16 protein-coding genes and 1 tRNA gene are annotated in these 24,195 nt (G+C 46.5%); 2 read left to right on the plus strand and 15 right to left on the minus strand.

The genetic code is table 11. The features are described from left to right. Positions 1–17 precede the first annotated feature (17 nt). Positions 18–1,229: a galactokinase gene (locus tag APAR_RS04205; protein ID WP_012808905.1), complete on the plus strand. Its 1,212-nt coding sequence runs from the start codon at positions 18–20 to the stop codon at positions 1,227–1,229. Next, the gene (locus APAR_RS04210) at positions 1,220–2,839 is read left to right on the plus strand and encodes a UDP-glucose--hexose-1-phosphate uridylyltransferase (protein ID WP_012808906.1); all 1,620 of its coding nucleotides are present in this window, start codon (positions 1,220–1,222) and stop codon (positions 2,837–2,839) included. The genes APAR_RS04205 and APAR_RS04210 overlap by 10 nt, the downstream gene beginning before the upstream one ends. A 593-nt stretch (positions 2,840–3,432) precedes the next feature. Here the strand turns inward: APAR_RS04210 and APAR_RS04215 are convergent. The 15 genes from APAR_RS04215 to APAR_RS04285 all read right to left on the minus strand — a co-directional run bounded on the left by APAR_RS04215 (position 3,433) and on the right by APAR_RS04285 (position 24,122). Then, the gene (locus APAR_RS04215; protein ID WP_012808907.1) at positions 3,433–5,088 is read right to left on the minus strand and encodes an ABC transporter permease subunit; all 1,656 of its coding nucleotides are present in this window, start codon (positions 5,086–5,088) and stop codon (positions 3,433–3,435) included. Positions 5,089–5,103: 15 nt separating this feature from the next. Then, positions 5,104–6,612 (minus strand): sugar ABC transporter ATP-binding protein, encoded by a 1,509-nt coding sequence (locus APAR_RS04220; protein WP_012808908.1) that lies wholly within the window; start codon positions 6,610–6,612, stop codon positions 5,104–5,106. 104 nt (positions 6,613–6,716) lie between these two features. Then, entirely contained in the window at positions 6,717–8,018 is a 1,302-nt protein-coding gene (locus APAR_RS04225) for a substrate-binding domain-containing protein (protein WP_012808909.1), read from the minus strand. Between the two features lie 299 nt (positions 8,019–8,317). Beyond that, positions 8,318–8,392, minus strand: a tRNA-Asn gene (locus APAR_RS04230). 117 nt (positions 8,393–8,509) lie between these two features. After that, a complete protein-coding gene (gene rpoD, locus APAR_RS04235) occupies positions 8,510–9,877 on the minus strand; it encodes an RNA polymerase sigma factor RpoD (protein WP_012808910.1) in 1,368 nt (455 codons plus the stop codon). A gap of 120 nt (positions 9,878–9,997) precedes the next feature. Continuing rightward, positions 9,998–11,965, minus strand: coding sequence for a DNA primase (gene dnaG / locus APAR_RS04240; protein ID WP_012808911.1), 1,968 nt, complete (start codon positions 11,963–11,965; stop codon positions 9,998–10,000). Then, a complete protein-coding gene (gene ribF / locus APAR_RS04245) occupies positions 11,955–12,992 on the minus strand; it encodes a riboflavin biosynthesis protein RibF (protein WP_012808912.1) in 1,038 nt (345 codons plus the stop codon). Before ribF ends, dnaG begins: the two co-directional genes overlap by 11 nt. 9 nt (positions 12,993–13,001) lie before the next feature. After that, positions 13,002–13,943 (minus strand): tRNA pseudouridine(55) synthase TruB, encoded by a 942-nt coding sequence (gene truB / locus APAR_RS04250; protein WP_012808913.1) that lies wholly within the window; start codon positions 13,941–13,943, stop codon positions 13,002–13,004. After that, on the minus strand, positions 13,944–14,963 hold the full coding sequence (locus APAR_RS04255) for a DHH family phosphoesterase (RefSeq protein ID WP_012808914.1): 1,020 nt from the start codon (positions 14,961–14,963) through the stop codon (positions 13,944–13,946). 4 nt (positions 14,964–14,967) lie between these two features. Then, a complete protein-coding gene (rbfA, locus tag APAR_RS04260) occupies positions 14,968–15,378 on the minus strand; it encodes a 30S ribosome-binding factor RbfA (protein WP_012808915.1) in 411 nt (136 codons plus the stop codon). Positions 15,379–15,389: 11 nt separating this feature from the next. After that, positions 15,390–18,029, minus strand: a complete 2,640-nt coding sequence (infB, locus tag APAR_RS04265; RefSeq protein WP_012808916.1) for a translation initiation factor IF-2 — start codon at positions 18,027–18,029, stop codon at positions 15,390–15,392. A gap of 43 nt (positions 18,030–18,072) precedes the next feature. Continuing rightward, positions 18,073–19,314: a transcription termination factor NusA gene (gene nusA, locus APAR_RS04270; RefSeq protein ID WP_012808917.1), complete on the minus strand. Its 1,242-nt coding sequence runs from the start codon at positions 19,312–19,314 to the stop codon at positions 18,073–18,075. Positions 19,315–19,330: 16 nt separating this feature from the next. After that, positions 19,331–19,825 carry a ribosome maturation factor RimP gene (locus APAR_RS04275; RefSeq protein WP_012808918.1) on the minus strand — a complete coding sequence of 165 codons (495 nt, stop codon included), beginning with the start codon at positions 19,823–19,825 and terminating at the stop codon, positions 19,331–19,333. Between the two features lie 124 nt (positions 19,826–19,949). After that, a complete protein-coding gene (gene leuS, locus APAR_RS04280) occupies positions 19,950–22,523 on the minus strand; it encodes a leucine--tRNA ligase (RefSeq protein ID WP_012808919.1) in 2,574 nt (857 codons plus the stop codon). 75 nt (positions 22,524–22,598) lie between these two features. Next, positions 22,599–24,122 (minus strand): IMP dehydrogenase, encoded by a 1,524-nt coding sequence (locus tag APAR_RS04285; RefSeq protein WP_012808920.1) that lies wholly within the window; start codon positions 24,120–24,122, stop codon positions 22,599–22,601. Between the last annotated feature and the right edge of the window lie 73 nt (positions 24,123–24,195).

Below are 24,195 nucleotides of genomic sequence, written 5' to 3' on the forward strand. Positions count from 1 at the left end.
AAAGGGAAAGGAACACCATGGCTCACACGTTTAACGAGAAAACCACAGCTCAGCTTAATCGCGCAAAAGAGCACTTTGAAAAAATGTTCGGAAAAGCTAATCGCTATCTTGCAGTACACGCGCCTGGTCGCTCCGAAATTGCAGGAAACCACACTGATCACGAGGGTGGCCATGTTATTGCTGGAGCCTTAGACGTTGCAATTAATGCTATTTGTGCCCCAAATAACCTGGGTGTTATTCGTGTAGCAAGTGTTGGTTATGATCCTTTTGAGATAGATTACACAAACTTAGAACCTTCAGAGGCTGAATACCTAACTACTCAAGCCATTGTTCGCGGCATGGCAGCCAACCTGGTCAAGCTTGGTTTTAAGCCAACCGGTTTTGATATGGCAGTAATAAGCGACGTACCTGGAGGCGGTGGACTCTCCTCCTCTGCTGCTTTTGAAGCTGCAACAGGCCGCGCAATGGAGGCGCTCTGGAAAGGTGGCAGTGAGATTTCTGCTGTTAAACTTGCTCAAATGAGTCAGAATACAGAAAACGTCTTCTTTGGTAAGCCTTGCGGTCTTATGGACCAGCTTGCTGTTTGCCTTGGTGGACTTGCCTTTATGAACTTTGAGGATACAGCTCAACCGCAAGCAGAAAAGCTGGACCTCAACTTTGAAGATTACGGCTATGCGCTCTGCCTTGTTGACGTTGGCTGCGACCACGTTGCTTTCACTGATGAGTATGCTGCCGTTCCTATTGAAATGCAGAAAGTTGCAGCAGCTTTTGGCAAAACTCGCCTATCTGAAGTTCCCGTTGAAGAATTCCAGGCTCACGTTAATGAGTTGCGAGAAGATCTTGGAGACCGCGCTCTTCTCCGTGCTATTCACTACTGGTATGAGAATGACCTGGTAGACAAGCGTTGGGAAAACCTTCAAAACTTTGATATTAAGTCCTTTATTGCACTCACCAATGCTTCTGGTGCAAGTTCAGGTATGTATCTGCAGAATGTTTCTACTTCCGGCTCTTACCAACCGGCAATGCTTGCTCTTGGTTTAGCCGAAAGCATCTTAAAAGGTTCTGGCGCCGTTCGTATTCATGGCGGTGGTTTTGGTGGCTCTATCCAGTGCTTTGTTCCTCTCGCCCTTGTCGAGACCTTCATTGCACAGATGAACCAGTGGTTTGGCGAAGGTGCTTGTCGTCACTACGCCATCTCTGACCAGGGAGCTTGCGCACAATGGCTGTAGCAGATAACGAAAGTGCCCTTTGCATTCAGAGGCTTGTTGCATATGCATGTGAGCACGGACTTATTAAAACTGAAGATTTAACCTGGTGCTATAACGCACTACTAGATATGCTCTCATACGAAGGCCCTGCTCCCGTTAAGTCATGGGACAAGATTGACCTAGTATCGTTTGATCTTGACCAAACGCTTGCTGAGCTTGCTCGCTTGGCTGTTGCTCACGGACTTGCAGAGAACACCCAGAGCGGTGAAGACTCTTTTTCTATGCGCGTTATGGGTCTTCTGCTACCAAAGCCTTCCGAGGTTGCACAGCATTTTAATGAGCTCTACGTGAGCGAAGGACCTCGCGCTGCGACTGACTGGTTCTACATGCTCTGCTGCGACTCTGGCTATGTCCGAAGAAGCGCTATTGCAAGGAACATCACGTGGACCACACCAACTACCTGGGGGGACCTTAAAATTACCATCAACCTCTCCAAACCAGAGAAAGATCCCCGTGAGATTGCCGCAGCTAAAACAAGTCAAAACACTTCTGGCGAGAAGTACCCCGCTTGCCAGCTCTGCCTGGATAACGAGGGCTATTCTGGACGCGGTGTTTCATCTTGCGCAGGTGCTCATCCTGCTAGGCAGAACCTGCGTATCATCCCCATTGAGCTCAACAAGCATCGTTGGGGATTCCAGTACAGCCCATATGCATACTTCAACGAGCATTGCATTGCAATGAACTCGGATCACATTCCTATGCACATTGATCACGAGGCGCTCGTCAATCTTTTTGACTTTGTGGACAGATTCCCCCACTATTTTGTTGGCTCAAATGCCGATTTGCCTATTGTGGGTGGATCGATTCTCTCGCACGATCACTATCAGGGCGGCTGTTACGAGTTTCCTATGATGCGAGCAAAGGTCGCAGAAAAGTTTGAACTTAAGCAATTCCCGGAAGTAGCTGGCGCAATTCTCCGATGGCCGCTTTCTGTTCTCCGCCTCTCTTCTACCAATCGAGATGAAGCACTTAAGGCCGCGGAGTTTATTATTTCTGCATGGCGCGACCATACTGACGAGTCCGTTTCTGTCTATGCACAAACCGATGGTGAACCTCACAACACGGTTACTCCCGTTGTTCGCAAGCTTGAGGACGGCACCTATGAGGTTTTTCTTGCACTGCGCTGCAATATTACCAGCGAAGAACATCCGCTTGGTATCTTCCATCCGCATGCTGAATACCATCACATCAAAAAAGAAAATATCGGCCTCATAGAGGTTATGGGACTTGCTGTGCTTCCGCCTCGCCTTGTGCCAGAGCTCAACAAAGTTCAATCCGTTATGGAGCAGTGCCTGGCAAATGACAAAAAAGCCAATGCTGTCTATGGTCAGCTAACTACGGACTCTACTACCATCTCCCACGCAGATTGGGCGCGTCAAATTTATGCAAAGCTGCTTGAGCAGGACAAAGCTTTGCATAAGGACAACACTTCCTTCTCGTCCGAACAAATCAAGAACTACATCTATGATGAAGTTGGTATTGTCTTCTCGCACGTCTTAGAAGATGCCGGTGTATTCAAGTGGGACGAAAAAGGACGAGCTGCACAGCATCGCTTCCTCGAGTCTCTATAGCTCTGGAATCTGCAGTTCGCAACAAAATAGCCCGCGCCACGCAATCTACGAGCTACTACGAACCTTGTATCACTACGAACTATGCGCTACTGCGAACCTTGTACTCACATAAATCACCCAACAAGAGGGCCGAGAAGATCGGTTCTCTTGTTTTTTAGCCAATGAGCATCCAGTAAACAAACCCAATAAATACTTGTCACAAACAGCTTTTGTTCGACTTACTGACCACAGCAATGTCGGAAATTCTGTTAATAGTTAACAGAATTTCCGACATAAAGGTGTTTTTTCACACTAAAACAGTTAAATATCAGTCATAGATGTGTTTTTCTCGCTAAAAATAGCAGATTATCCGACATAGATGTGATTCGAAAAAGTAAAGAGGACATATGTCCACAATAATACTATTATTTAACTGCTGATTTACATTATTTCCGTAAAGACACTTTTCCTTAACGTGCACACTCTGTTTTTACTAAAAAAGAGGCGCCTACGTAAGTAGACGCCTCGAAACTTACACATGGTAGTGCGTGGTAATTGCGTATATCCACGCTTTGCAGTGTGCAGCGCAGCTGAATTGCGCTGATAACGCTAGGCTACTTCTTCTGAACGTACTTCAAGCAGTCAAGGGTGACAGCAGTCAGAATGATGACGCCCGAGAAGACAAACTGAAGGTTGGTATCAATACCAAGAATTGTCAAAGCGTAAGTCAGTGCAGTAAAGATAAGAACACCTGTAGTGACACCAGAGATCTTACCAATACCACCCGTAAACGAAACGCCGCCAACAACGCAGGCCGCGATTGCGTCCATATCCCAGCCCTGACCATAAGCTGCTGAACCAGAGCCAACCATACGCATGCACTCGAGCCATGAACCAAATCCATAAAGAATACCAGCCATGACAAAAGCGCCAACCATAACTCTAAAGACTGAAATACCAGAAACAGCTGCTGCCTCAGGGTTTCCACCTACAGCGTAGAGGTTCTTACCAAAGGTAGTCTTGTTCCAAATGAACCAAACAATAGCGATAGCGGCAATTGCCCACAAAATGATAGATGGGAATTTACCAATTCGTGGAATGACCATATCTGGAATAGATGGCTCGATGGCACCAAACGAAACACCCTTTGTTGCATAGGTAACAATACCAAAGATAATCAGCATATTAGCCATGGTCGAGATGAATGGGTGCATCTTAAACTTGGCGGTAAAGAAACCAGCAATACTAGTGAAGCAAGTACACAGAACAATACAAGTGACCAAAGCCATAATGATTCTGACAGGAATTGGAACACCAGTAAGATCAAAAGTGATACCAAAGACCTGACCAGTATTGATACCCTGATGCATGATAATGGTTGAAGCGGTCATACCCATACCAACCATACGACCAATAGAAAGGTCAGTTCCGGTAAGCAAAATCAATCCAGCTACACCAAGAGCCAAGAACATTCGAGGAGATGCCTGCTGAAGAATGTTAATGACATTGGAGTATGTCAAAAGCTGAGTGCCCTTGACTGCTGGAGTAATAATACAAAGGGCGATAAATACCAGGAGAATAACAATGTACAGACCGTTCTGAAGCAGGAATGAACGGGTGTTGAAGGTGTACTTGTAGTTCTCCCACTTCTGAGCCTGAGACTCCAGTGGAGTAAACTTAGACATCCTGAGAAGGTCGATGAGGTGATACTCATGACTAAATGCATTATGAGCACGATCTTTGATGCGCTGAAGATCTTTCTGATAGTTGACCTTAGCGTCAAACTGACGGTTCTTGTAAACGTACTTCTCGTCCTTGATTTCCTGAGCGTCAGAAGTCTTCCTGACAGCTTCTTCGTGCTCCTTTTTAAGACGATCAAGAGCAGCCTCATAATTCTGCTTGGCCTGAGTCTTCTCGACAGCACAGCTAGCCTTAACGGGCTCTAGATACTCGCTCTTGTAGTGTTCCTTGAGGTAAGCCTCTGCCTCTGCAATAAGCTTGGAGACCTGAGCATTGTTCTCGGACTCAACCTTCTTTGCAAGCTCAAGTTCAGTTTTGTAGCCCTCAATAAGCGTGGTACGCTCTTCGGCAGAAATGGACTTATCGCGCTTTGTAGACTCAATAGCGCTCAACGTTGAAATTACTTTATTGGTACCATTTGCGCGAAGCTCATCAATTTGAGCCTGAATGGAACCAATCTTCTGATCAATAGGCTTTAGCAGCTCTTTTTCCTGCTCAGCCGTCAGAACAGATCCACCTGTTTTTGGCATTTATATCATCCTCTCCTACAGGTACTTTGCGCTGAGGCGCAGGAGTTCTTCTTGATTTGTCTCGTTGGTATTTACGATGCCCGAAAGTCTACCGTTGGACATAACACCAATACGATTAGTAATTCCCAAAATCTCTGGCATCTCCGAAGAGACTACGATAATAGTGGTACCATTCTTAGCCATATCAATAATGAGCTGGTAGATCTCATATTTAGCACCAACATCAATACCACGAGTAGGTTCGTCCATTAGGAAAACCTGAGGATAGCGCTCAAGCCATTTACCAAAAATGACCTTCTGCTGGTTACCTCCAGAAAGACTTGAAATCAAATCTGTTGGACCCTGAGCCTTGGTGTTCATAACCTTGAGCTCATTAACAGTAGCTTTAGTCATCTTAGGATCAGAAAGAATTGGACCAGACTTGTACTGATTCAAATTTGCAATGGTTGTGTTGAACGTCAAATCACCCTTAAGGAACAGACCGTTTGCCTTACGCTCCTCGGTAATCATGGCAAAGCCATGATCCATTGCTTCCGAAGCTGTCGAGAAGTTCATAAGATGTCCGTTGACATAGACACGACCAGCAGCTCTTGTTCTTACACCAAAAATTGTTTCAAGAAGCTCTGTTCTACCAGCACCGACAAGACCATACAGACCAAAAATCTCACCCTTCTTAACGTCAAAGGTAACGTCCTGAAGGTATGGTTCATATTTAGTTGAAAGGTGCTGAATAGAAAGATATGTCTTTCCAGGTGTATTGGTAACATCTGGGAAGCGGTTCTCAAGTGAACGGCCGACCATTGCAGAGATAAGCTCATTCATGTTGGTCTCATCAGAGCGCTTGGTCATAACAAGCTTACCGTCACGAAGAACTGAAATATCGTCACAAATCTCAAAGATCTCGTCCATCTTGTGAGAAATGTAGACCAGTGAAATTCCCTGCTCTTTGAGCATACGAATCATCTCAAAGAGTTTCTCGACCTCTTGGGTCATAAGTGAAGAAGTAGGCTCATCAAGAACAATAATCTTAGCGTTGTAAGAAATTGCTTTAGCAATCTCGCACATCTGACGCTGAGATACTGACATGTTTTTCATAGGCTGTGTCAAGTCTACAGTCATGCCAAGACGTCTGAAGAGCTCATTAGCCTCTTTTTTCATGCGCCCTTCGTCGACAATACCCATTGCATTAACGGGATAGCGACCAAGGAACAAATTATCTACAACATTTCTATCAAGACACTGGTTAAGCTCCTGGTGAACCATTGCAACGCCATTCTCAAGTGCGTCTTTTGGTCCAGAAAAACTAACCTCTTTGCCATCAAGAAATATCTTGCCTTCATCTTTTTGATACGTACCAAACAGGCACTTCATCATGGTAGATTTGCCTGCGCCGTTCTCTCCCATAAGACCCATAACGGTTCCACGGCGTACGTTCATTGAAATATGATCCAGAACACGGTTACGTCCAAAGGACTTGCTCATTCCATCAATAGTTAGAACGATATCGTTTTCTGTATCTGCCATGTAATCACCCCTTATCTCGCTAAGTTATTGCACTTATTCGCGAGAACACCGGAGGAGAGCAGGTGTCTCCCCTCCGGTATTGTTTCGTGCTATCGACTACTTAATTACTTAAGCAGCTGGGTATAGGAAGAACCGTTGTCGGTCTTAACCATGTTGAATGCAAATGCATCGTACTCATCAGGGTTGCCAAGACGGTTGGTAATGTTGGACTCAGTCTGGCCATCGCCTGCGATAAACTCAACGTTGAGGTTGAGAAGTGGAGCATACTTCTTGAGCAGTGGAACATAGGTTGAACCAAGGAAGTTGTCACCAGAGTTATAGGTGTTGAGCCAAACCTTCTTCTCTGGGTGCTTGTCTGCGCTAAGCTGAGCAGAAGCATCCTTGTAAGTAGTAGTTGCATCAAGATTGTCCTTGTAGTTCTCAGCAGTAACTGCAAGGTTCAGAGCATAGTAAGAACGCTGCTCTGCAACATACTTGTAATCCTTGGAGTCAATCTTATTGCCAGCATCGTCTGCAGACTCAATACCAGTATTGATATCAGCGCCGTCAAGAGCGTTACGGAGCAGACGAAGTGTCAGGTAAGCCTGAACGTCTGGGTGCTGAGAAATGGTGCCTGCATAGCCATCAGCGATAGCTGCAACAGCGTCAGAGTTAGCATCGTAACCAAAGGTTGGGACCTTCTGAGCCTTGGACCATGCGTTGAAGATAGACATACCCATACCGTCGTTATTGGAAACAACAACATCAATCTGATCACCGAAGGAAGAAGACCAAGCAGCAATTGCGTTACCAGCGGTTGCAGCATCCCATGTTGCACCAGCGGTATTCTTCATCTCCTGAGAAGCAAGCTCACGAATGGTGTAGGACTTGCCACCAACCTCAAGCTTACCGTCCTGGACAACAGAAGCGGAGCCATCAGTATTAGTACCTACTGGATCAGAAATAATCTTGCCATCCTTCTCAATGCCAGTACCAAGTGCCTTACGAACGCCACGAGTACGAGCGATAGAGTCATTGTGACCAATGTCACCAATTGCAAGAACGTAACCAATGATGCCGTCCTTGTTGCGATCAAGCTCAGCTGCATGAGCCTTGATGTAATCAAGAACCATCTGGCCCTGGAGCTCTGCACCCTGAACTGCATCAAAGCCAACGTAATAGGTGTCCTTGTTGAAGTTAAGGGTGTTGGTATCAAGTTCACCAGTTGAGCTGTTGGAAGGCTGACGGTTAAAGAAGACAACAGGCTTATCCTTGTTCTCTACCTTTGTGTTTTTAGCGGTATCATCTTTTTTCTCGCTAGGTGCGCAAGCTGCAAGAACGCTAGATCCACCAACGCTAAGAACGCCCAGACCACAGAACTTTAGAAAACTGCGACGAGACACATCCATAGTAGTGACCTTTCTCATTTGTTATGCCTTTTGCATAACACTGACCTTAATGAGTACGTTAACAAATCTCATCACAGCTCTTTATGAGATGTCGCTCAACGGTTGTAGAAACACCGTAAGCGTTATGTTTTGTACCTTTTGCGGTATCAATTTTGAAGTTTTTGAGGATAAATAAAGAAAAAGCTGCCAAATGACCACATTGTGAAGGATAAATCTTCACTTTTAATCTGTGGATATACCTCTTGTTATAAGTCAGGATAAAGTGCTAGATAGTTCCTCAAACAAAAAGACCAGGCAATGCCTGGTCTTGAAAATTCTGGCTCCCCGAGCAGGATTTGAACCTGCGACACGCTGATTAACAGTCAGCTGCGCTACCGCTGCGCCATCGGGGAATATGTATGCTTCTCAGCGGTGTTTAAGTATAGAGAGACATTTCAAACCATGCAAGCATTATTTAGAAAAAATTCTAATTCCTCTTGCATAACATCCTGTGCACCTAAACTAAGAAACTACTCCTCCATATAGTCCTTAAGACGACCGGACCTAGAGGGATGACGAAGCTTTGCCAAAGTCTTTGACTCAATCTGACGAATACGCTCACGCGTAACACCAAACTCCTTACCCACCTCTTCAAGAGTGCGAGGGTGACCGTCCTCAAGACCAAAGCGGAACTTAATAACCTTACGCTCACGATCAGCAAGGCTGTCAAGAACCTGCTCGAGCTGCTCACGAAGCATTGAATCAGAAGCTGCATCTGGTGGAGCAACAGCTGTAGAGTCTTCAATAAAGTCTCCAAGCTGGGAATCTTCTTCTTCTCCAATAGGTGTTTCAAGAGAAACAGGCTCCTGGCTAATCTTCTGAATCTCGCGAACGCGATCAGGAGACATACCCATTTCTGAGCCAATCTCTTCTGGGGTGGGATCTCTACCAAAATCTTGCAGAAGCTGACGCTGAACGCGGATGAGTTTATTAATTGTCTCTACCATATGAACAGGAATACGAATGGTACGAGCCTGGTCTGCAATAGCGCGGGTAATTGCCTGACGAATCCACCAGGTAGCATAAGTTGAGAACTTGAAACCCTTGGTGTAATCGAACTTCTCTACAGCGCGAATAAGACCCAGATTGCCTTCCTGAATAAGATCAAGGAATAGCATGCCGCGCCCAACATAGCGCTTTGCAATTGAGACAACAAGACGTAGGTTTGCAGAAATAAGCTGCTGTTTAGCGTCAAGTCCTACGGACTCAATACGCATAAGACGACGCTGCTCTGCACGATTAAGCTCAATAAGGCCATCCTCAAAGTCCTCCAGCTTCTGAGAAGCTGCAGTACCTGCCTCAATTTTCATGGCAAGGTGAACCTCTTCTGACGCAGTAAGCAGGTCAACCTTACCAATCTCTTTAAGATACATGCGAACGGGATCGCCGGTAAGCATAACAGTAGTAGTATCTGAACGGCGAGCACGAGCGCGAGAAGAGCGTTTTGGCTTAGAGACTTTTGCCTTAGAAACAGAACGAAGAGCCTCTTTGACCTCACGTGCCTCATTGACGACATCAAAATCTTCATCGTCTTCATCTTCAAAATCAGATGAATTATCTAAGTCATCATCGGATGAAAAATCATCTTCTGCGGCATCATCTTCAATAGCGAAAGAAACGGTTGCTTCAGATGCGGTAGTAATCTCTATGCCTTTGACACGCAGCGAATCATACAGGTCAGAAAGCTCATCATCATTGACATCAATATCACGAATGGCAACCTGAATATCGTCTTCGCTGATACTACCGTTAGACTTTGAAGAACTTACCAAATCATCAACAATTTTAGTAAGCTCATCTGAGAGTTTAACCTCATCATTTGCCTTTTTTGCAGCCACAAATATCCTTTCGATAGATTAGCGCAAGTCTTTATACCCAAATGTTTCTTTACCTAATCAAACAACTCATTTTAATTTATAAAAATCAGATGAGTAGCATTCTCATAAAATGGGTATTTTCTACTGTCCTGAAGTGAGTCTCTTACCTAGCTCAAGCGCTCGTGTCTGAAGCGCCTGAGCAGCAGCAAGCTGCTCTTCAGCAAGAGTTTCGTCTGATTGCTCTCCTGTATATGAGCCTGAGCGCAAATTAGAACGAATTTCTCGCAATTTACGCTGTACTGAATAGTAGTCAACAGTGTCTACAATAAACTCAAGTGAACGGCGCGTATCGGAGTTACCCTCAGATATCACTCGACCAGACGAAAGAATAGCTGCCGCATTTGGCTCAACAGCCACAGCCGCAGCAACTACCTGCGCTGGCGTAGCCCCCTCTGGAGTGGCAAGCATTGCCCACGCCATAGTTTGATGGCGAGCATCAGCCCATACAAAGTCTGCAATACGATCTTGATACTCTCGCACTAAAGATAAGTTGGTGGCCATGGCGCTCAAAAGTTCAAGCTCTGAGTTAACCTGCCTGCGATCTTCTGCGGAGAGTCCCTGTGTGCCACTTGGCACGCGTACATCAGCAGGCACATCATACGTTGATGCCTCGTCGTATGGTGGCACCTCGTCATATGAAGGAGCTTCAACATAAACTGGAGACTTGGTATACGTTAAATTATTCGAAGTGTTATATGACATCTTCTGAGACTGTTTACGCGCTGACTTTGAGGTACGAAAATTCGAAGCATCATCTTGAATTGGAGCGGCCTTAATTGCACGTTTTGCTTCCTCAGCGTCAATGTGTAGTAAATCTGCCACACGAAGAGCATACTCGCTGAGAAGCACTGAGGTCTTAAGTGGAGCCAATAAGGAAGCCAGAGCCTCAAGCGCTTTGACTCGACCTCCTGGTACGGAAAGGTCAAACTCGGCAGTTGTAGCATCAAAGACAAAATCCATAAGTGGACGAGCTGAATCTAAGATAGGACGCAGCTTTTCTGCACCAGACTCGGCGAGAAACTCCATGGGGTCCTGATTATTTGGCAAAACAACACAAAGAAATGCAGCAGTTGTTTTATCAATAAATTTAATGACTCGTGCGGCGGCATGTTGGCCTGCAGCATCACCATCAAACATACAAATAATTTTGCGAGCACGTTGTCGATCAATAAGTTTGACATGCTCAGACGTGAACGCAGTACCAAGAGCTGCTACCGTGTTAGTAAAACCAGCCTCATGCATGGCAATAACGTCTGTATAGCCTTCGCAAATAATAGCCTCAGACTGAGCTGCAATAGTCTCTTTTGCTACATCGTAAGCAAAGAGGTGCTTGCCCTTATTAAAGACAGTAGTATCCCTTGTATTGAGATACTTAGGAGCGTTTTCAACCTTTTTGGTAATTCGACCGCCAAAAGCAATGGTTCTTCCCTGCTCGTCATGAATAGGGAACATTACACGATCATAAAACCAATCGCTGATTCGACCATTACGCTCAACAGCAAGGTTAGCAGCAACCATCTCCTGCGTGGTAAAACCACATTTACGCAAGTGTGCCACAAGTGCACCTCTACCAGGTGCATATCCCAGCTTCCAGCGTTTACAGACACCTGCCCCAAATCCACGACCAGAAAGATAGGCGCGAGCTGTCTCAGGACCTTCTCCCCTTCCGCGCATAAGCATTGAATGAAAGTAATTCTCGGCCTCTGTAAGACATTCAATCAAACGATTCTTGCGAGGTCCTTTAGAAACATGAGCCTCTTCTGAAAGCGTAATGCCTGCTTTATCGGCAAGATATCTGATGGCGTCTGGAAAATCCAGGTTTTCTCGCTTCATGACATAACTGAAAACATCTCCACCTTCGGAGCATGCACCAAAACAATGCCAAAGACCTGTAGAGGGGTTTATCTTAAATGAAGGGCTTTTTTCTTGGTGGAAGGGGCAACATCCCCAATAGTCTTGACCTCGAGGTTTTAGCTCAACTGTCTCGGAAACAAGCGTAACAAAATCGGTAGCCTGTCTTACGCGCTCTTTATCTTCATCAGTTATCATCTTCCACCTCCCCGCTTTCTAAATTATATGAAGTCGTACCCAGATTCTGGGCCACCCAATCTATATTTCCACGAACGGCTTGCTTAAGGTCTTGCAGTGAATCAAATTTTTTAGATTCTCTCAGTCTTTTCACAAACACCGTCTGAACCTGAGAGCCGTATAAGTTGCCGCTAAACCCTAAAAGATTAGCCTCAAGCAAAGGTCCTGTTTGAGATTCAAATGAAGGAGCTTTTCCCACATTAACCGCAGCAGGCCATGCTGTTGCACCATGAACAACATAGCACGCATACACGCCATCTTGAGGAATACAATCACGCACGTCAAGTGCAACATTTGCAGTAGGAAAGCCAAATCCAGTACCCTGGCCACGACCATGCTTGACCACACCGCTCACAAAGTGCCAACGACCTAACAGACTTGCCGCATCCTCAACCCTGCCTTGTCCCAGCAGATTTCTAATGCGAGTTGCAGAGATTTTCTCGCCACCCGAACAAAAGAGCTCATGGGCATGAACTTCAAAGCCATGCTGGCGCCCAAGTGCGGCAAGCAATGCGCTTCCTTCAGCACCTTGAGCTCCAAGCCCAAAGTCAGAGCCCACATGAACGGACACGGCCGGCACACATGGAAGCAACTTACTTTCTACGTATTGCGTGCCACTCAAAGCCGCAAACTCGCGGGTAAAATGGTGTACCAGAATACCATCTACTCCCCAAGCGGCAAGCGCGCGAAGCCTATCTTCTCCCGAGAGCAATCGTTGAGGAGATCCGTCAAACAACACCTCAACAGGATCTGGCAGAAATGTTACAGCCACAAGCGGCACTTTGCGTGCCTCGGCATCTTTTTTTGCGATGGCGAGAAGCCCTTGGTGGCCCTCGTGAAGACCGTCAAACACACCAAGTACGCACACACAAGGTTGCTTGAAGCAATCAGAATGTAGCGTATAAAAGTCAGCATCGCCAAGCTCAAGCGGAGTCGGCAGCTGACTTCCAAACAAAACAGATTGTGCTATGCGTTCTACCTTGTTCAACGTGCGTCCTTACTTACACAAAATACCTTGAGAGAAGTTAGTCTGGCAGACAAGACATGAACCCTGCCTTATCCAAATTCCTACCAGAGATTCATTCCACACAAGGCTGACCAGCGAATTATTGGCAATTTCACAAAGATCCTCTGGAATACCAAAACGCTTTCCAACCTCGACACACTTATATTCTGCTGCGGTCAGCCTATGCACAGAATAACCGAGGGTCTCAGTTGGATTGAGATGTTTGGCCTCAAGTATTTGAGCTGGACTTTGCTCTAGCTCTTCTAATAAAACACAACTACCAAGCGTAATAGGACCAGAGAAAGTCCTTCTTAGTCCACTAATATGAGCCTCTGTTCCAAGAGACTGACCAAGATCTCGAGCAATGCTCCTGATGTAGGTACCTTTAGAAACGTCAAAAGCAACAGTCCACACGAGTGAGTCACTCTTATCAGAAGGTGTATGCACCGCCAAAAGCGATGCATCGTAAATAGAAACTCTGCGTGCTACAAGCTCTGGCATCTTACCTTCACGAACAAGCTGATAAGCACGTTTACCATCAACAGAGATTGCAGAAACCACAGGCGGAAGCTGATTTATAGTACCCACTAGCTTTGTACATGCGATACGAGCAAACTCGATATCATACAGTTCTTCTGGAACAGCTGCAGTTGCTACAACCTTGCCATCTGCATCATCAGTTGAGGTACGAGCTCCAAACGAAATGTCAGCTACATACCCCTTGCGATCAAGCGTCAGAAGGCCCAAAAGCTTTGTAGCAAGTCCAATACCAACTACCAGTACACCACTTGCATTAGGATCAAGTGTGCCCGCGTGTCCCACGCGTTTCTCGCCAAATACGCGCCGGACGCGAGAAACCACATCATGGCTGGTCAAGCCAAGCGGCTTGTCAATTGCAATAAGTGCGTTAATTCCACTAGCTCCTCGCTTCACCTATGACTCCTTGTCAAGTGCGAGAAGATTAATGAGCAGAGGCACTATCTCAGTAAACACGTCATCAATAGTACCTTCAGCGGTGAAGCCTGCAGCAGCAGTATGACCACCGCCGCCCATTTGACGAGCAATGCCAGAGATATCAAGCTGGGATTTAGATCGTAGGTTGCCGCGAACCTTTCCACCATCTACCTCTTTAAGGAAGAGTGCAATTTCGGTTCCCTCAACACAACGCACGATGTCTACTAGACCATCCATCTCGGCAAGAGGAACGCCCGATGAAGAAAGATCTGCTGTGGTGACGTAGCTGTACGCAACACGACCCTCACCAAAAGTACGGATTCGTTCCATAACTTTAGCGGCAAGATGGAGATAGGCCAAACGATCGCTCTGATAGACGTAAAGTGCAATCTGAGAAGGAGAAGCACCCGCCTCTACCAACAAACTTGCAACCTCAAAAGCCTCACCGTCAGCATTTTGATACTGAAAACGACCAGTATCGGTTACTAGTGCGCACATAAGACACTGTGCCTCAGAAGGGGTAAGTTCTGCACCCAAATGACAGGCAAACTCTGTGATAATAACACCAGTTGCTGCTGCGTCAGGACGTACCAGTCCCGCGTTCCAATAAACATTGCTATACGGATGATGGTCAAGCACCGCCACTGTCTTAGAACAATTCATCAGCGCTTCTGCATCAGCCAAACGACCTGCAGTAGAAAGATCTACGCAGATAAAAAGATCTGGAATTCCCTCGTACTTATTTGCAGGTACAAAGCTATCAGTACCATCAAGAAACTTATAAATGCGAGGTACTTCCCCATCAGCATCTGCCAAAAGATTAGTAACAGTTTTGCTTGGCCATCTTCTCTGAATAATGGAAGAAAGTGCTAATCCAGAACCAATAGCGTCACCATCAGGAGATGTATGTGCACAAACAACGATTGACGAGGCTTGCTCAATAAGAGCGATAACCTCGTCAAACTCTGGACGACTGACTTTTGTATTCAGTGACGTCACTTACTTACTCCTCCTCGTCAGAATTCTCTTCATCAGAAGCTATAGGGTATCCAAACTCGTCTTTCTCGACACTAAGAGTTGGTGGAACCACCTCAAGAGCCTGAGCAATACGCTCAGCTTCATCGGTAGTAGTGTCAATTTTGAAATCAAGCTCAGGGGTGACACGCCAGTTCAGCGCATGACCCAAAAGCGAGCGAATCCTACCCTTTGCACGCTTAAGTGCTGCAAGGACCTTCTCGTAGCGATCAGGCTCACAGCTTACATATACACGCATAAAAGATTTATCAACCGAGACCTCACAGCTTGTGATGGTTACAAGCTGGAGATCAGGGTCAGAAATTTCAAACAAAAGGATCCAGCTGAGCTTTTCTCGAGCAACCTCATTAGTACGACGAGAAAACTGATTCTGTTTCATGCTGTCCCTTCTTACTCGGTACGAGCCACCTGCTCAATACGATAGCCTTCAAGCTGGTCGCCAGGCTTGATGTCCTGGAAGTTCTCAAGGCCGATACCGCATTCGTAGCCGGATTTAACGCTCTTAACGTCATCTTTGAAGCGTCTAAGCGATGCAATCTTTCCGTCGTAGACAACAAAGCCATCACGAATAAGACGAATATTATCGTCGCGTGAAATCTCACCCTCAGAAATCATGCAACCTGCAGCAATACCAACCTTAGGCACCTTAAAGGTATCGCGAACTTCAGCAACACCGGTTTGGACTTCCTGCTCAGTTGGCTTAAGCATACCAATACGAGCAGCATCAATCTCTTCGATTGCCTTATAGATGACACTATAAGTTCTAATCTCAACGCCTACGCGCTCTGCAGCAAGCTTAGCCTTTGCATCTGGACGGACACCAAAGCCAATGATAATTGCATTTGATGCATCAGCGAGAACAACGTCGGTCTCGGTAATTCCACCAACAGCAGAGTGAATGGTGCTAATACGAACCTCGGATTGATCCATTTTGTCCAAGGAGTCCTGGAGAGCCTCGATGGAGCCTTGAACATCAGCCTTGATAATAAGGTTGAGCTCCTTGACGTCACGATCTGCCATAGTATCAAAGAGGTTCTCAAGGGTAACGTGCTTAACACGGTTCTGCTCTTCGATACGAGCCTTAAGAGCGCGCTGGTCAGCAAGCTCACGAGCGTCACGCTCCTCCTGGAAGACGCGGAATTCATCGCCTGCACCAGGAACGGTCTGCAGACCAAGAATCTCAACTGCATCAGAAGGACCAGCAGTAGTCACCGCATTGCCCTTAGGATCGAGCATTGCACGGACACGACCAAAGGCCATACCAGCAACAAGAGCATCGCCGATGTGAAGCGTACCGCGAGTAACCAAAACAGTAGCAACAGAGCCACGACCACGGTCAAGCTTAGCCTCAAGAACATTACCGGATGCAAAGGTGTCTGAGTTAGCCTTCAGCTCAAGGACATCTGCCTGCAAAATAATAGTCTCAAGAAGATCATCGATGCCCAAGTTCTGCTTGGCAGAAATGTCAACAAACATGTTCTGTCCGCCCCATTCCTCAGGAATGACACCGTACTCGGTAAGCTCCTGACGAACACGGGTAGGATCTGCACCCGGCTTATCAATCTTGTTGACAGCAACAACAATTGGAACACCAGCAGCCTTTGCGTGATTAATAGACTCAATAGTCTGAGGCATAACACCATCGTCTGCTGCAACAATTAAGATAACAATATCGGTAACTTTTGCACCACGAGCACGCATCGCCGTAAAAGTCTCGTGACCCGGGGTATCGATGAAAGTAATTTCGCGACCGTTAATAGTAACCTGAGAAGCACCAATTGCCTGAGTAATTCCACCAGCCTCGCCAGCTGCAACGCCAGTGTGACGAATTGCATCCAGAAGCGATGTTTTACCGTGGTCAACGTGACCCATGACGGTAACTACTGGAGGACGTGGCTTTAAATCCTTAGGATCATCGTAGAAAGTGAAGGAGTTCTCCTCCTCCTTAGACATAATCTTAATCTGGCGGCCCAAGTCATCAGCAACAATCTCAATAAGTTCATCAGACATGGTCTCTGTAAGTGTTAAAGGATTTCCAAGCAGGAACAAGCGCTTAATGATATCATTTGCAGGAACGCCAAGAAGCTCGGCAAGTTCAGAGACTGTAGAACCCTGAGGGACTTTTACAGTATCAAGCTGGGAAATATCCTGGTCGTTTGCAAGTGCTTCCTCAATACGCTGCTCCATAGCAGCCTCTGCTGCCTGCTTCTGACGACGTTCTTTACGCTTTTTACGACGACCAGAGGACTCTCGACTTGCCTCTTCAATAGCAACGCGAGCCTCATCAAGAACGCGACTTCTGTTGTAAGCTTCAGCCTCACGAGCCATGCGGCTATAACGATCTTCTCCGTCATCTCCGCCACGACGATTCTTTCTACGCTTACCATTTGGACGCTCGTCGGACATGGAGGCATCATTACGCTCATTCTTAAAATTATGACGAGCAGAAGCACCACTTGCCTCGCTTGCATTAGCGCGAGCGTGGTTCCTGGATCCCTTCTCAGCCTTCTTCTGTGCAGCGGACTCTGCAGCCTGCTGCTTCAAAACCTCTTCCTGCTGAGCAATCTGATCGAGCAGATTATTAAAAGAAGGAGCAGTCTTAGGAGCAGTGTCCTTTATACGGTTACGCTCGGCTTCTTCGGCCTCAAGACGCTTCTTCTCTTCCTCAGCACGACGGCGCTCCTCTTCTTTCTTGCGAGCAGCCTCTTCTTTTGCGCGCTTTTTCTCTTCTTCTGCACGCTCAGCTTCACGCCTTGCCTCTGCGGCAAGTCGCTCAGCCTCTGCTGCCTCAGCAGCAGCCTTTGCCTCTTTGGCAGCAGCCTCTTCTTCAACAGCCTTCTGAGCTGCAATTTCAGCAGCACGAGCCTCCATAATAGGTTGGAGTTTCTTGCGAACAATAGAAACATATGCATCTTCAAGCGTAGAAGAAGCAGACTTTGCAGGGATCTTCATGTCCGCAAGGTGCTCAAGCAATTCCTTGCTCTGCATACCATATTCTTTGGCAAGGTCATGTACACGCGTTTTTGCCATATATGAAAACCTTCCGGTTGACGGGATAGTTACAAGTAGTTGACTAAATCAATGAGTCTGAATCAGAAGAAATCTCTGCATTCTCCATGGCATCATGAATGCCGCAGAAATCAGAACCAGGTCTTGCCATATTGCGGCAAGGAACTCCGCTAGGGCTCACATACTTGCAACGATGAGCAATCTCTTCCTCGTCAACAGCCTCTTCAACAACCTCAGGAAGGTTGTTCAAAATGTTTGCAGCAAGGGACTCATTCTTGATGTCAATGTGAAGACCAGTCAAACGAGCAGCAAGACGAGCATTCTGACCCTCTTTACCAATAGCCAAAGATAGCTGATCATCAGGAACAATAACGGTTGCGTGACCAGTTGCGCCATCAACAATAACGCGAGAAACACGTGCAGGTGAAAGTGCGGAGGCAACACAACGAGCAGCGTCATCAAACCAAGGTACAACGTCAACGCGCTCCCCGCGGAGCTCAGAAACTACGGTACGAACACGGCTGCCCTTAGGACCAACACAAGCACCAACAGGATCAAGACGCTCATCAACGGAAGAAACAGCAATCTTAGAACGAACGCCAGCCTCACGAGCAATAGAACGAATGCTCACTACACCGTCATAAACCTCTGGGACCTCAAGCTCAAAGAGACGACGGATAAGATCTGGGTGGGTACGAGAGACAACAATTGGTGGACGCTGGCGCTCACCACGAACTGCTGGCTGAGTTGCATTAGGATCACGAACGTCAACAATAATTGCCTTGATGCGCTGATTGTGTAGATAACGCTCTCCTGCTGGACGCTCATCACGCTCGTCAGGGAAACGACGCTGGTCAAAGTGTGGAAGCTCTGCCTCTACACCCTCACGAATCTTAATGATGGTGAAATCAGGAGTGGACTGGAGAACGGTACCAGTAATGATGTCACCAACGCGACCACGGAACTCATCATAAATCTGAGCACGAGCAGCATTACGAACAAGCGTCTTAATCTCTGCCTTAGCATGCTGAGCAGCAATACGGCTCGTATCAGGAGGAGTTACATCTACCTCATCAAACTCGGTGTACTCACCAGTCTCCTCATCTGGCTCGCCCTTAGGAACAAGCTCATAAACGTATACACGGCCTGTAGCCCTATCAATAGTGACGCGAGCACCAAAATCAAGGTGGAGGACATCAGCATAGCTTTTTGCCAGAGACTGCTCCAAACGATCCAGTAAATACAACTCATCGATGTGCTTTTCCTGGCAAAGCAACATCAAAGCTTCCATCATTTCAGATGCCATGAATAATCCTCTCTATCTATTTCTTGGCTGAGGTCAAGAAATCAAAAGCTGGTTTAATAACGCACTTTTTTAACTCAGACAAATCAATGGTACAAACCTCATCTTCTGTCTGAATTGAGATAGTTGTACCCTCAATGCCCAAAAGCGTGCCAGTAAATTTACGACGTCCTTCTGTGGCAGTTGTCTGAAGCTGAACCTCTTGTCCAGCAAAACGTACAAAGTCTTTTGCACGACGAAGTGGGCGTGCCATACCTGGAGAAGAAACCTCCAAGGTAAATGATGCAGGAAACGGATCAAGTTCATCGATGGTCTCAGAAATCCATGATGTTTCTTGAGCAACTTCGTCAAGAGAAATGGTCTCTTCTGTTTCATCATCATGGTCAATTCTTACTCTGACCAAGGGATTCTTAGAAGACCCAACAATCTCTACATCAACAATATCAATGTGGTGATTAAGTGCAGCTTGCTCTAGTGCAGACAAGATTTTCTGTGTTACACCTTCGTTTTGCATTTGACCTCCTCATCTACATACAGAAAGGAAGCGGGGTCAAAACTCAACCCCACTTCCAACTAATAACAACTACGTTTAGAGATATCTTACGAGACAAAGGGTTTCTCGTCAAGTATTTTTGCTGTTAGGCAACGATATTCACAAGGCGCCCCTTAACAACAATAACTTTTTTAATCTCTTTGCCCTCAAGCTGATCGGCAATTGCCTTGGTTGCGGCTGCAGTAAGCTCTTCCTCAGAAGCATCGGCAGAAACCTCAATACGTGCTCGAACCTTACCCTTAAGCTGAACGGCAATCTCAACCGTATTACTCTTTGCTTGTTCTGGATCAAATTCTGGCCAAGGTTGATGGTAAACAGGAACATCTTTGCCCAAAGCCTCGTGGCTGAGTTCCTCTGCCCAGTGAGGGATAATTGGAGCCAGCATAGCTACAACGTCATTTGCAACCTTGTAGCAAAGTGCAGCATCTCTTGACTCTGCAGGGACCTCGTTAATGTAAGCGCTTGCTGCATTAACAAGCTCCATAACTGCAGAAATTGCAGTATTAAACTGACCTTTATCAAACTCAGTAGTACAACGGATTCCCATAGCATTAAGAACACGGTTGAGCTCAAGCGACTTTGAATCCAAAGCAGTGTGGTCGAGTACGGCAGAAGCATCAGCAGTACGAGAGAGCTCCCACACTACACGCCATGCGCGTTTGATAAAGCGGTTTGCACCCGCAATAGCCTTCTCGTCCCAGTCAAAATCCTTCTCTGGTGGAGCAACAAAGAGAATAGCAAGACGCATTGTATCTGCACCATAAGGCTCAATGACAGAACTTGGAGGCACAACGTTACCCTTTGACTTTGACATGGTATCGCCGTGCTCATCCTTGACCATACCCTGAGTCATCAAATTCTTAAATGGCTCATCGATGTCAATCATGCCCAGATCACGAAGGACCTTTGTAAAGAAGCGAGAATACAGGAGGTGTAGAATTGCATGCTCAATGCCGCCGATATAGTTATCTACAGGCATCCAGCGATCAACAGATTCCTTGGAAAAAGGAAGCTCAGTGTTGTGCGGGTCGCAGTAACGCAGGTAGTACCAGCTAGAACACGTGAAGGTATCCATAGTGTCAGTAATGCGCTTTGCAGGCTTTCCGCACTTTGGACAGGTAGTCTCAACAAACTCCTTGCACTCAGCAAGAGTATCTCCTGCAGCTAGATCAAGATTGTCTGGAAGCATGACAGGAAGCTGATCATAAGGAACAGGAACGTCACCACAGCAATCACAATGGATCATAGGAATTGGATTGCCCCAATAGCGCTGCCTAGAAATAAGCCAATCACGAAGACGGAACTGAACAGTTCGACGGCCAACACTATGCTCAGTCAAATACGCAACAACAGCTTCTTCTGCCTCGGAATGCTTACCGCCACGAAGGCCAGTAAATGGACCAGACTGGACAAGAACACCAACGGTATCCATTGGTCCGTCCCAGTCAACGGAGGTTACTTTGTAATCAGAAACCCCCTTGAGCTCTTCATAGATATCTGTTCCCTCTTCACAAATGATAGGAACAATAGGCAGGTCGTACTTCTTTGCAAAATCAAAGTCACGCTTATCGCCCGATGGAACACCCATAACAGCGCCAGTGCCATAGTCGAGAAGAACATAGTCAGCAACCCAAATTGGCACAGTCCGTCCGGTAACAGGATTAATCGCGTAACGACCAGTAAATACACCGTGCTTCTCGCGGTCTGTACCCTGTCGATCAATAGAAGAAACCTTTACAGCTTCCTCATGAAGAGCATCAAAAGCAGCCTTATACTCTGAATCCCCTACCAACTCTGCAGCAAGCTTAGACTCCGGTGGAAGCAACATAAAAGTGCAACCATAGATAGTATCTGCACGCGTAGTAAAGACTGTCATCTTGGTATCAGTTGGCGTAACACCATCAGTATCTGCCAGAATGAAATCAATCTCTGCACCCTCAGAACGTCCAATCCAGTTTGCCTGCATAGCACGGACACGCTCTGGCCAACCCTCAAGTTGATCAAGATCATCCAAAAGCTCCTGAGCATAATCAGTGATGCGCAGATACCACTGAGAGAGCTCACGTTTCTCTGGAACGGCACCACAGCGCCAACATTTACCGTTAACTACTTGCTCATTTGCAAGAACAGTTTTGTCATTAGGACACCAGTTAACAGGACTTGTAGCACGATATACTAAGCCCTTCTCAAGCATCTTAAGAAAGATCCACTGGCCCCATTTATAGTACTCAGGGTCACACGTATTAAACATACGGTCTTTATCGTAGGCAAAGCCCATGCGGAACATGGTCTTTACAGCCTGGTCAATGTTCTTATGAGTCCACACAGAAGGCTGGGTATTATGCTTAATTGCAGCGTTTTCTGCAGGAAGACCAAATGCGTCAAAGCCCATTGGATGAAGAACATCAAAACCACGCATGCGAGCCTGACGAGCCATAGCATCACCAATGGTGTAATTACGGGCATGGCCCATATGAAGATCACCCGAAGGATAAGGGAACATCTCTAGAACGTATTTTTTAGGCCTTGAGCTGTCTTCTTCTGTCTTGTAAAGATTCTGCTCTTCCCAGATGCGCTGCCACTTGGTTTCAATGGCTTCAGCATCGTAGACAGGAAAATCGCCTGTGGTGGATACGTTCTGTACTTCCTCGTTTTCCACGAGTTCCCCTTTCTTATAGAGATGCGTCACCAAGCAAAATACTTGGTGACGCCAGTAGTCCATAAATCCTGTTGGTTATGAACGGAAGTTATAACTGACCTGCTGGTTTGAGTCTTTCAGCAAGACATCGTGAGCGCCACCCTCAACAATTGAAGTTGAAGATACAAGCGTAATCTTTGCCTTATCACGAAGCTCTGGAATATCAAGAGCACCGCAGTTGCACATTGTGGACTTAACCTTCAGAAGCGATGCCTCAACGCCGTCCTTCAGAGGACCTGCATATGGGACGTAGGAGTCAACACCCTCAACAAAGGAAAGGCCACGCTTGTTGCCACCAAGGTCGTAGCGCTGCCAGTTACGAGCGCGCGCAGAACCCTCGCCCCAGTACTCCTTCATGTAAGAGCCATTGACGATAACGCGGTCTGAAGGACTCTCGTCAAAGCGAGCAAAATAACGGCCAAGCATCATAAAGTCGGAGCCCATAGCAAGAGCAAGAGTCATGTGATAATCGTATACAATTCCACCGTCAGAGCAGATTGGAATATAGACGCCGGTCTCCTCAAAGTACTCATCACGAGCACGAGCAACATCAATTACAGAAGTTGCCTGACCACGGCCAATACCCTTCTGCTCACGGGTAATACAGATAGATCCGCCACCAATACCAATCTTGATAAAATCAGCGCCAGCCTTGGCCAAGAAACGGAAGCCCTCAGCGTCTACAACGTTACCTGCGCCAATCTTGACGGAATCACCATAAGTTGCACGAACCCATTCAAGCGTGCGCTTCTGCCACTCGGAATAACCCTCAGAAGAGTCGATACATAAAACATCAGCGCCTGCTTCGACAAGCAAAGGAACGCGAGTCTCATAGTCACGAGTATTGATGCCAGCACCAACCATATAACGCTTAGAATCATCAAGAAGCTCATCTGGAGCAGACTTGTGGGAATCATAATCCTTACGGAATACAAGGCTAACCAGATGACCATTCTTATCAACAATAGGAAGGGCGTTAAGCTTGTTATCCCAAATAATGTCATTTGCCTCTTTGAGGGAAGTATCCTCTGGTGCAGTAATAAGCTTATCAGCTGGGGTCATAAACTCAGAAACAAGCTTAGAACGATCATCGCGAGAAGGACGATAATCACGAGAGGTAACAATACCTACCAACTTGCCGCGAGAAGTGCCGTCATCAGTAACGGGCATAGTGGAGTGGCCGGACTTCTCTTTAAGATCAAGTACATCACCAAGGGTCATTTCTGGAGTAAGCGTTGAATCAGAGACAACAAAACCTGCTTTGTAGCTCTTAACCTCACGAACCATCTGAGCCTCATCCTCAGCGGACTGAGAGCCGTAAATAAAGGCAATGCCGCCCTGCTGGGCCAAAGCAATTGCCAAACGAGGGCCAGATACCGACTGCATTACTGCAGAAACCATAGGGATATTGAGTTCAATTGCGCTTTTCTCGCCACGCTTAAACTTAACAAGAGGAGTCTTCAAAGAAACATTTGCAGGAATGTTCTCAGCTGATGAATAGCCAGGAACCAAAAGATACTCAGAAAATGTATGTGATTCGCCTTCGAAGAACTTTGCCATTGTTTTTGGCTCCCTCCTGACCTACCGGTCATGCTCAACGTGTTTTGGCATTGTACCACCAGTGGAGCATATT

This window comes from Lancefieldella parvula DSM 20469 (assembly GCF_000024225.1).
Lineage (GTDB): Bacteria > Actinomycetota > Coriobacteriia > Coriobacteriales > Atopobiaceae > Lancefieldella > Lancefieldella parvula.

What these genes read in the sequence shown, in the direction of transcription:
- APAR_RS04205 (WP_012808905.1), top strand. Translation starts at nt 18, where the DNA reads ATGGCTCACACGTTTAACGAGAAAACCACAGCTCAGCTTAATCGCGCA.
- APAR_RS04210 (WP_012808906.1), top strand. Translation starts at nt 1,220, where the DNA reads ATGGCTGTAGCAGATAACGAAAGTGCCCTTTGCATTCAGAGGCTTGTT.
- APAR_RS04215 (WP_012808907.1), bottom strand. Translation starts at nt 5,088, where the DNA reads ATGCCAAAAACAGGTGGATCTGTTCTGACGGCTGAGCAGGAAAAAGAG.
- APAR_RS04220 (WP_012808908.1), bottom strand. Translation starts at nt 6,612, where the DNA reads ATGGCAGATACAGAAAACGATATCGTTCTAACTATTGATGGAATGAGC.
- APAR_RS04225 (WP_012808909.1), bottom strand. Translation starts at nt 8,018, where the DNA reads ATGAGAAAGGTCACTACTATGGATGTGTCTCGTCGCAGTTTTCTAAAG.
- dnaG (WP_012808911.1), bottom strand. Translation starts at nt 11,965, where the DNA reads ATGATAACTGATGAAGATAAAGAGCGCGTAAGACAGGCTACCGATTTT.
- rbfA (WP_012808915.1), bottom strand. Translation starts at nt 15,378, where the DNA reads ATGAAACAGAATCAGTTTTCTCGTCGTACTAATGAGGTTGCTCGAGAA.
- infB (WP_012808916.1), bottom strand. Translation starts at nt 18,029, where the DNA reads ATGGCAAAAACGCGTGTACATGACCTTGCCAAAGAATATGGTATGCAG.
- nusA (WP_012808917.1), bottom strand. Translation starts at nt 19,314, where the DNA reads ATGGCATCTGAAATGATGGAAGCTTTGATGTTGCTTTGCCAGGAAAAG.
- APAR_RS04275 (WP_012808918.1), bottom strand. Translation starts at nt 19,825, where the DNA reads ATGCAAAACGAAGGTGTAACACAGAAAATCTTGTCTGCACTAGAGCAA.
- APAR_RS04285 (WP_012808920.1), bottom strand. Translation starts at nt 24,122, where the DNA reads ATGGCAAAGTTCTTCGAAGGCGAATCACATACATTTTCTGAGTATCTT.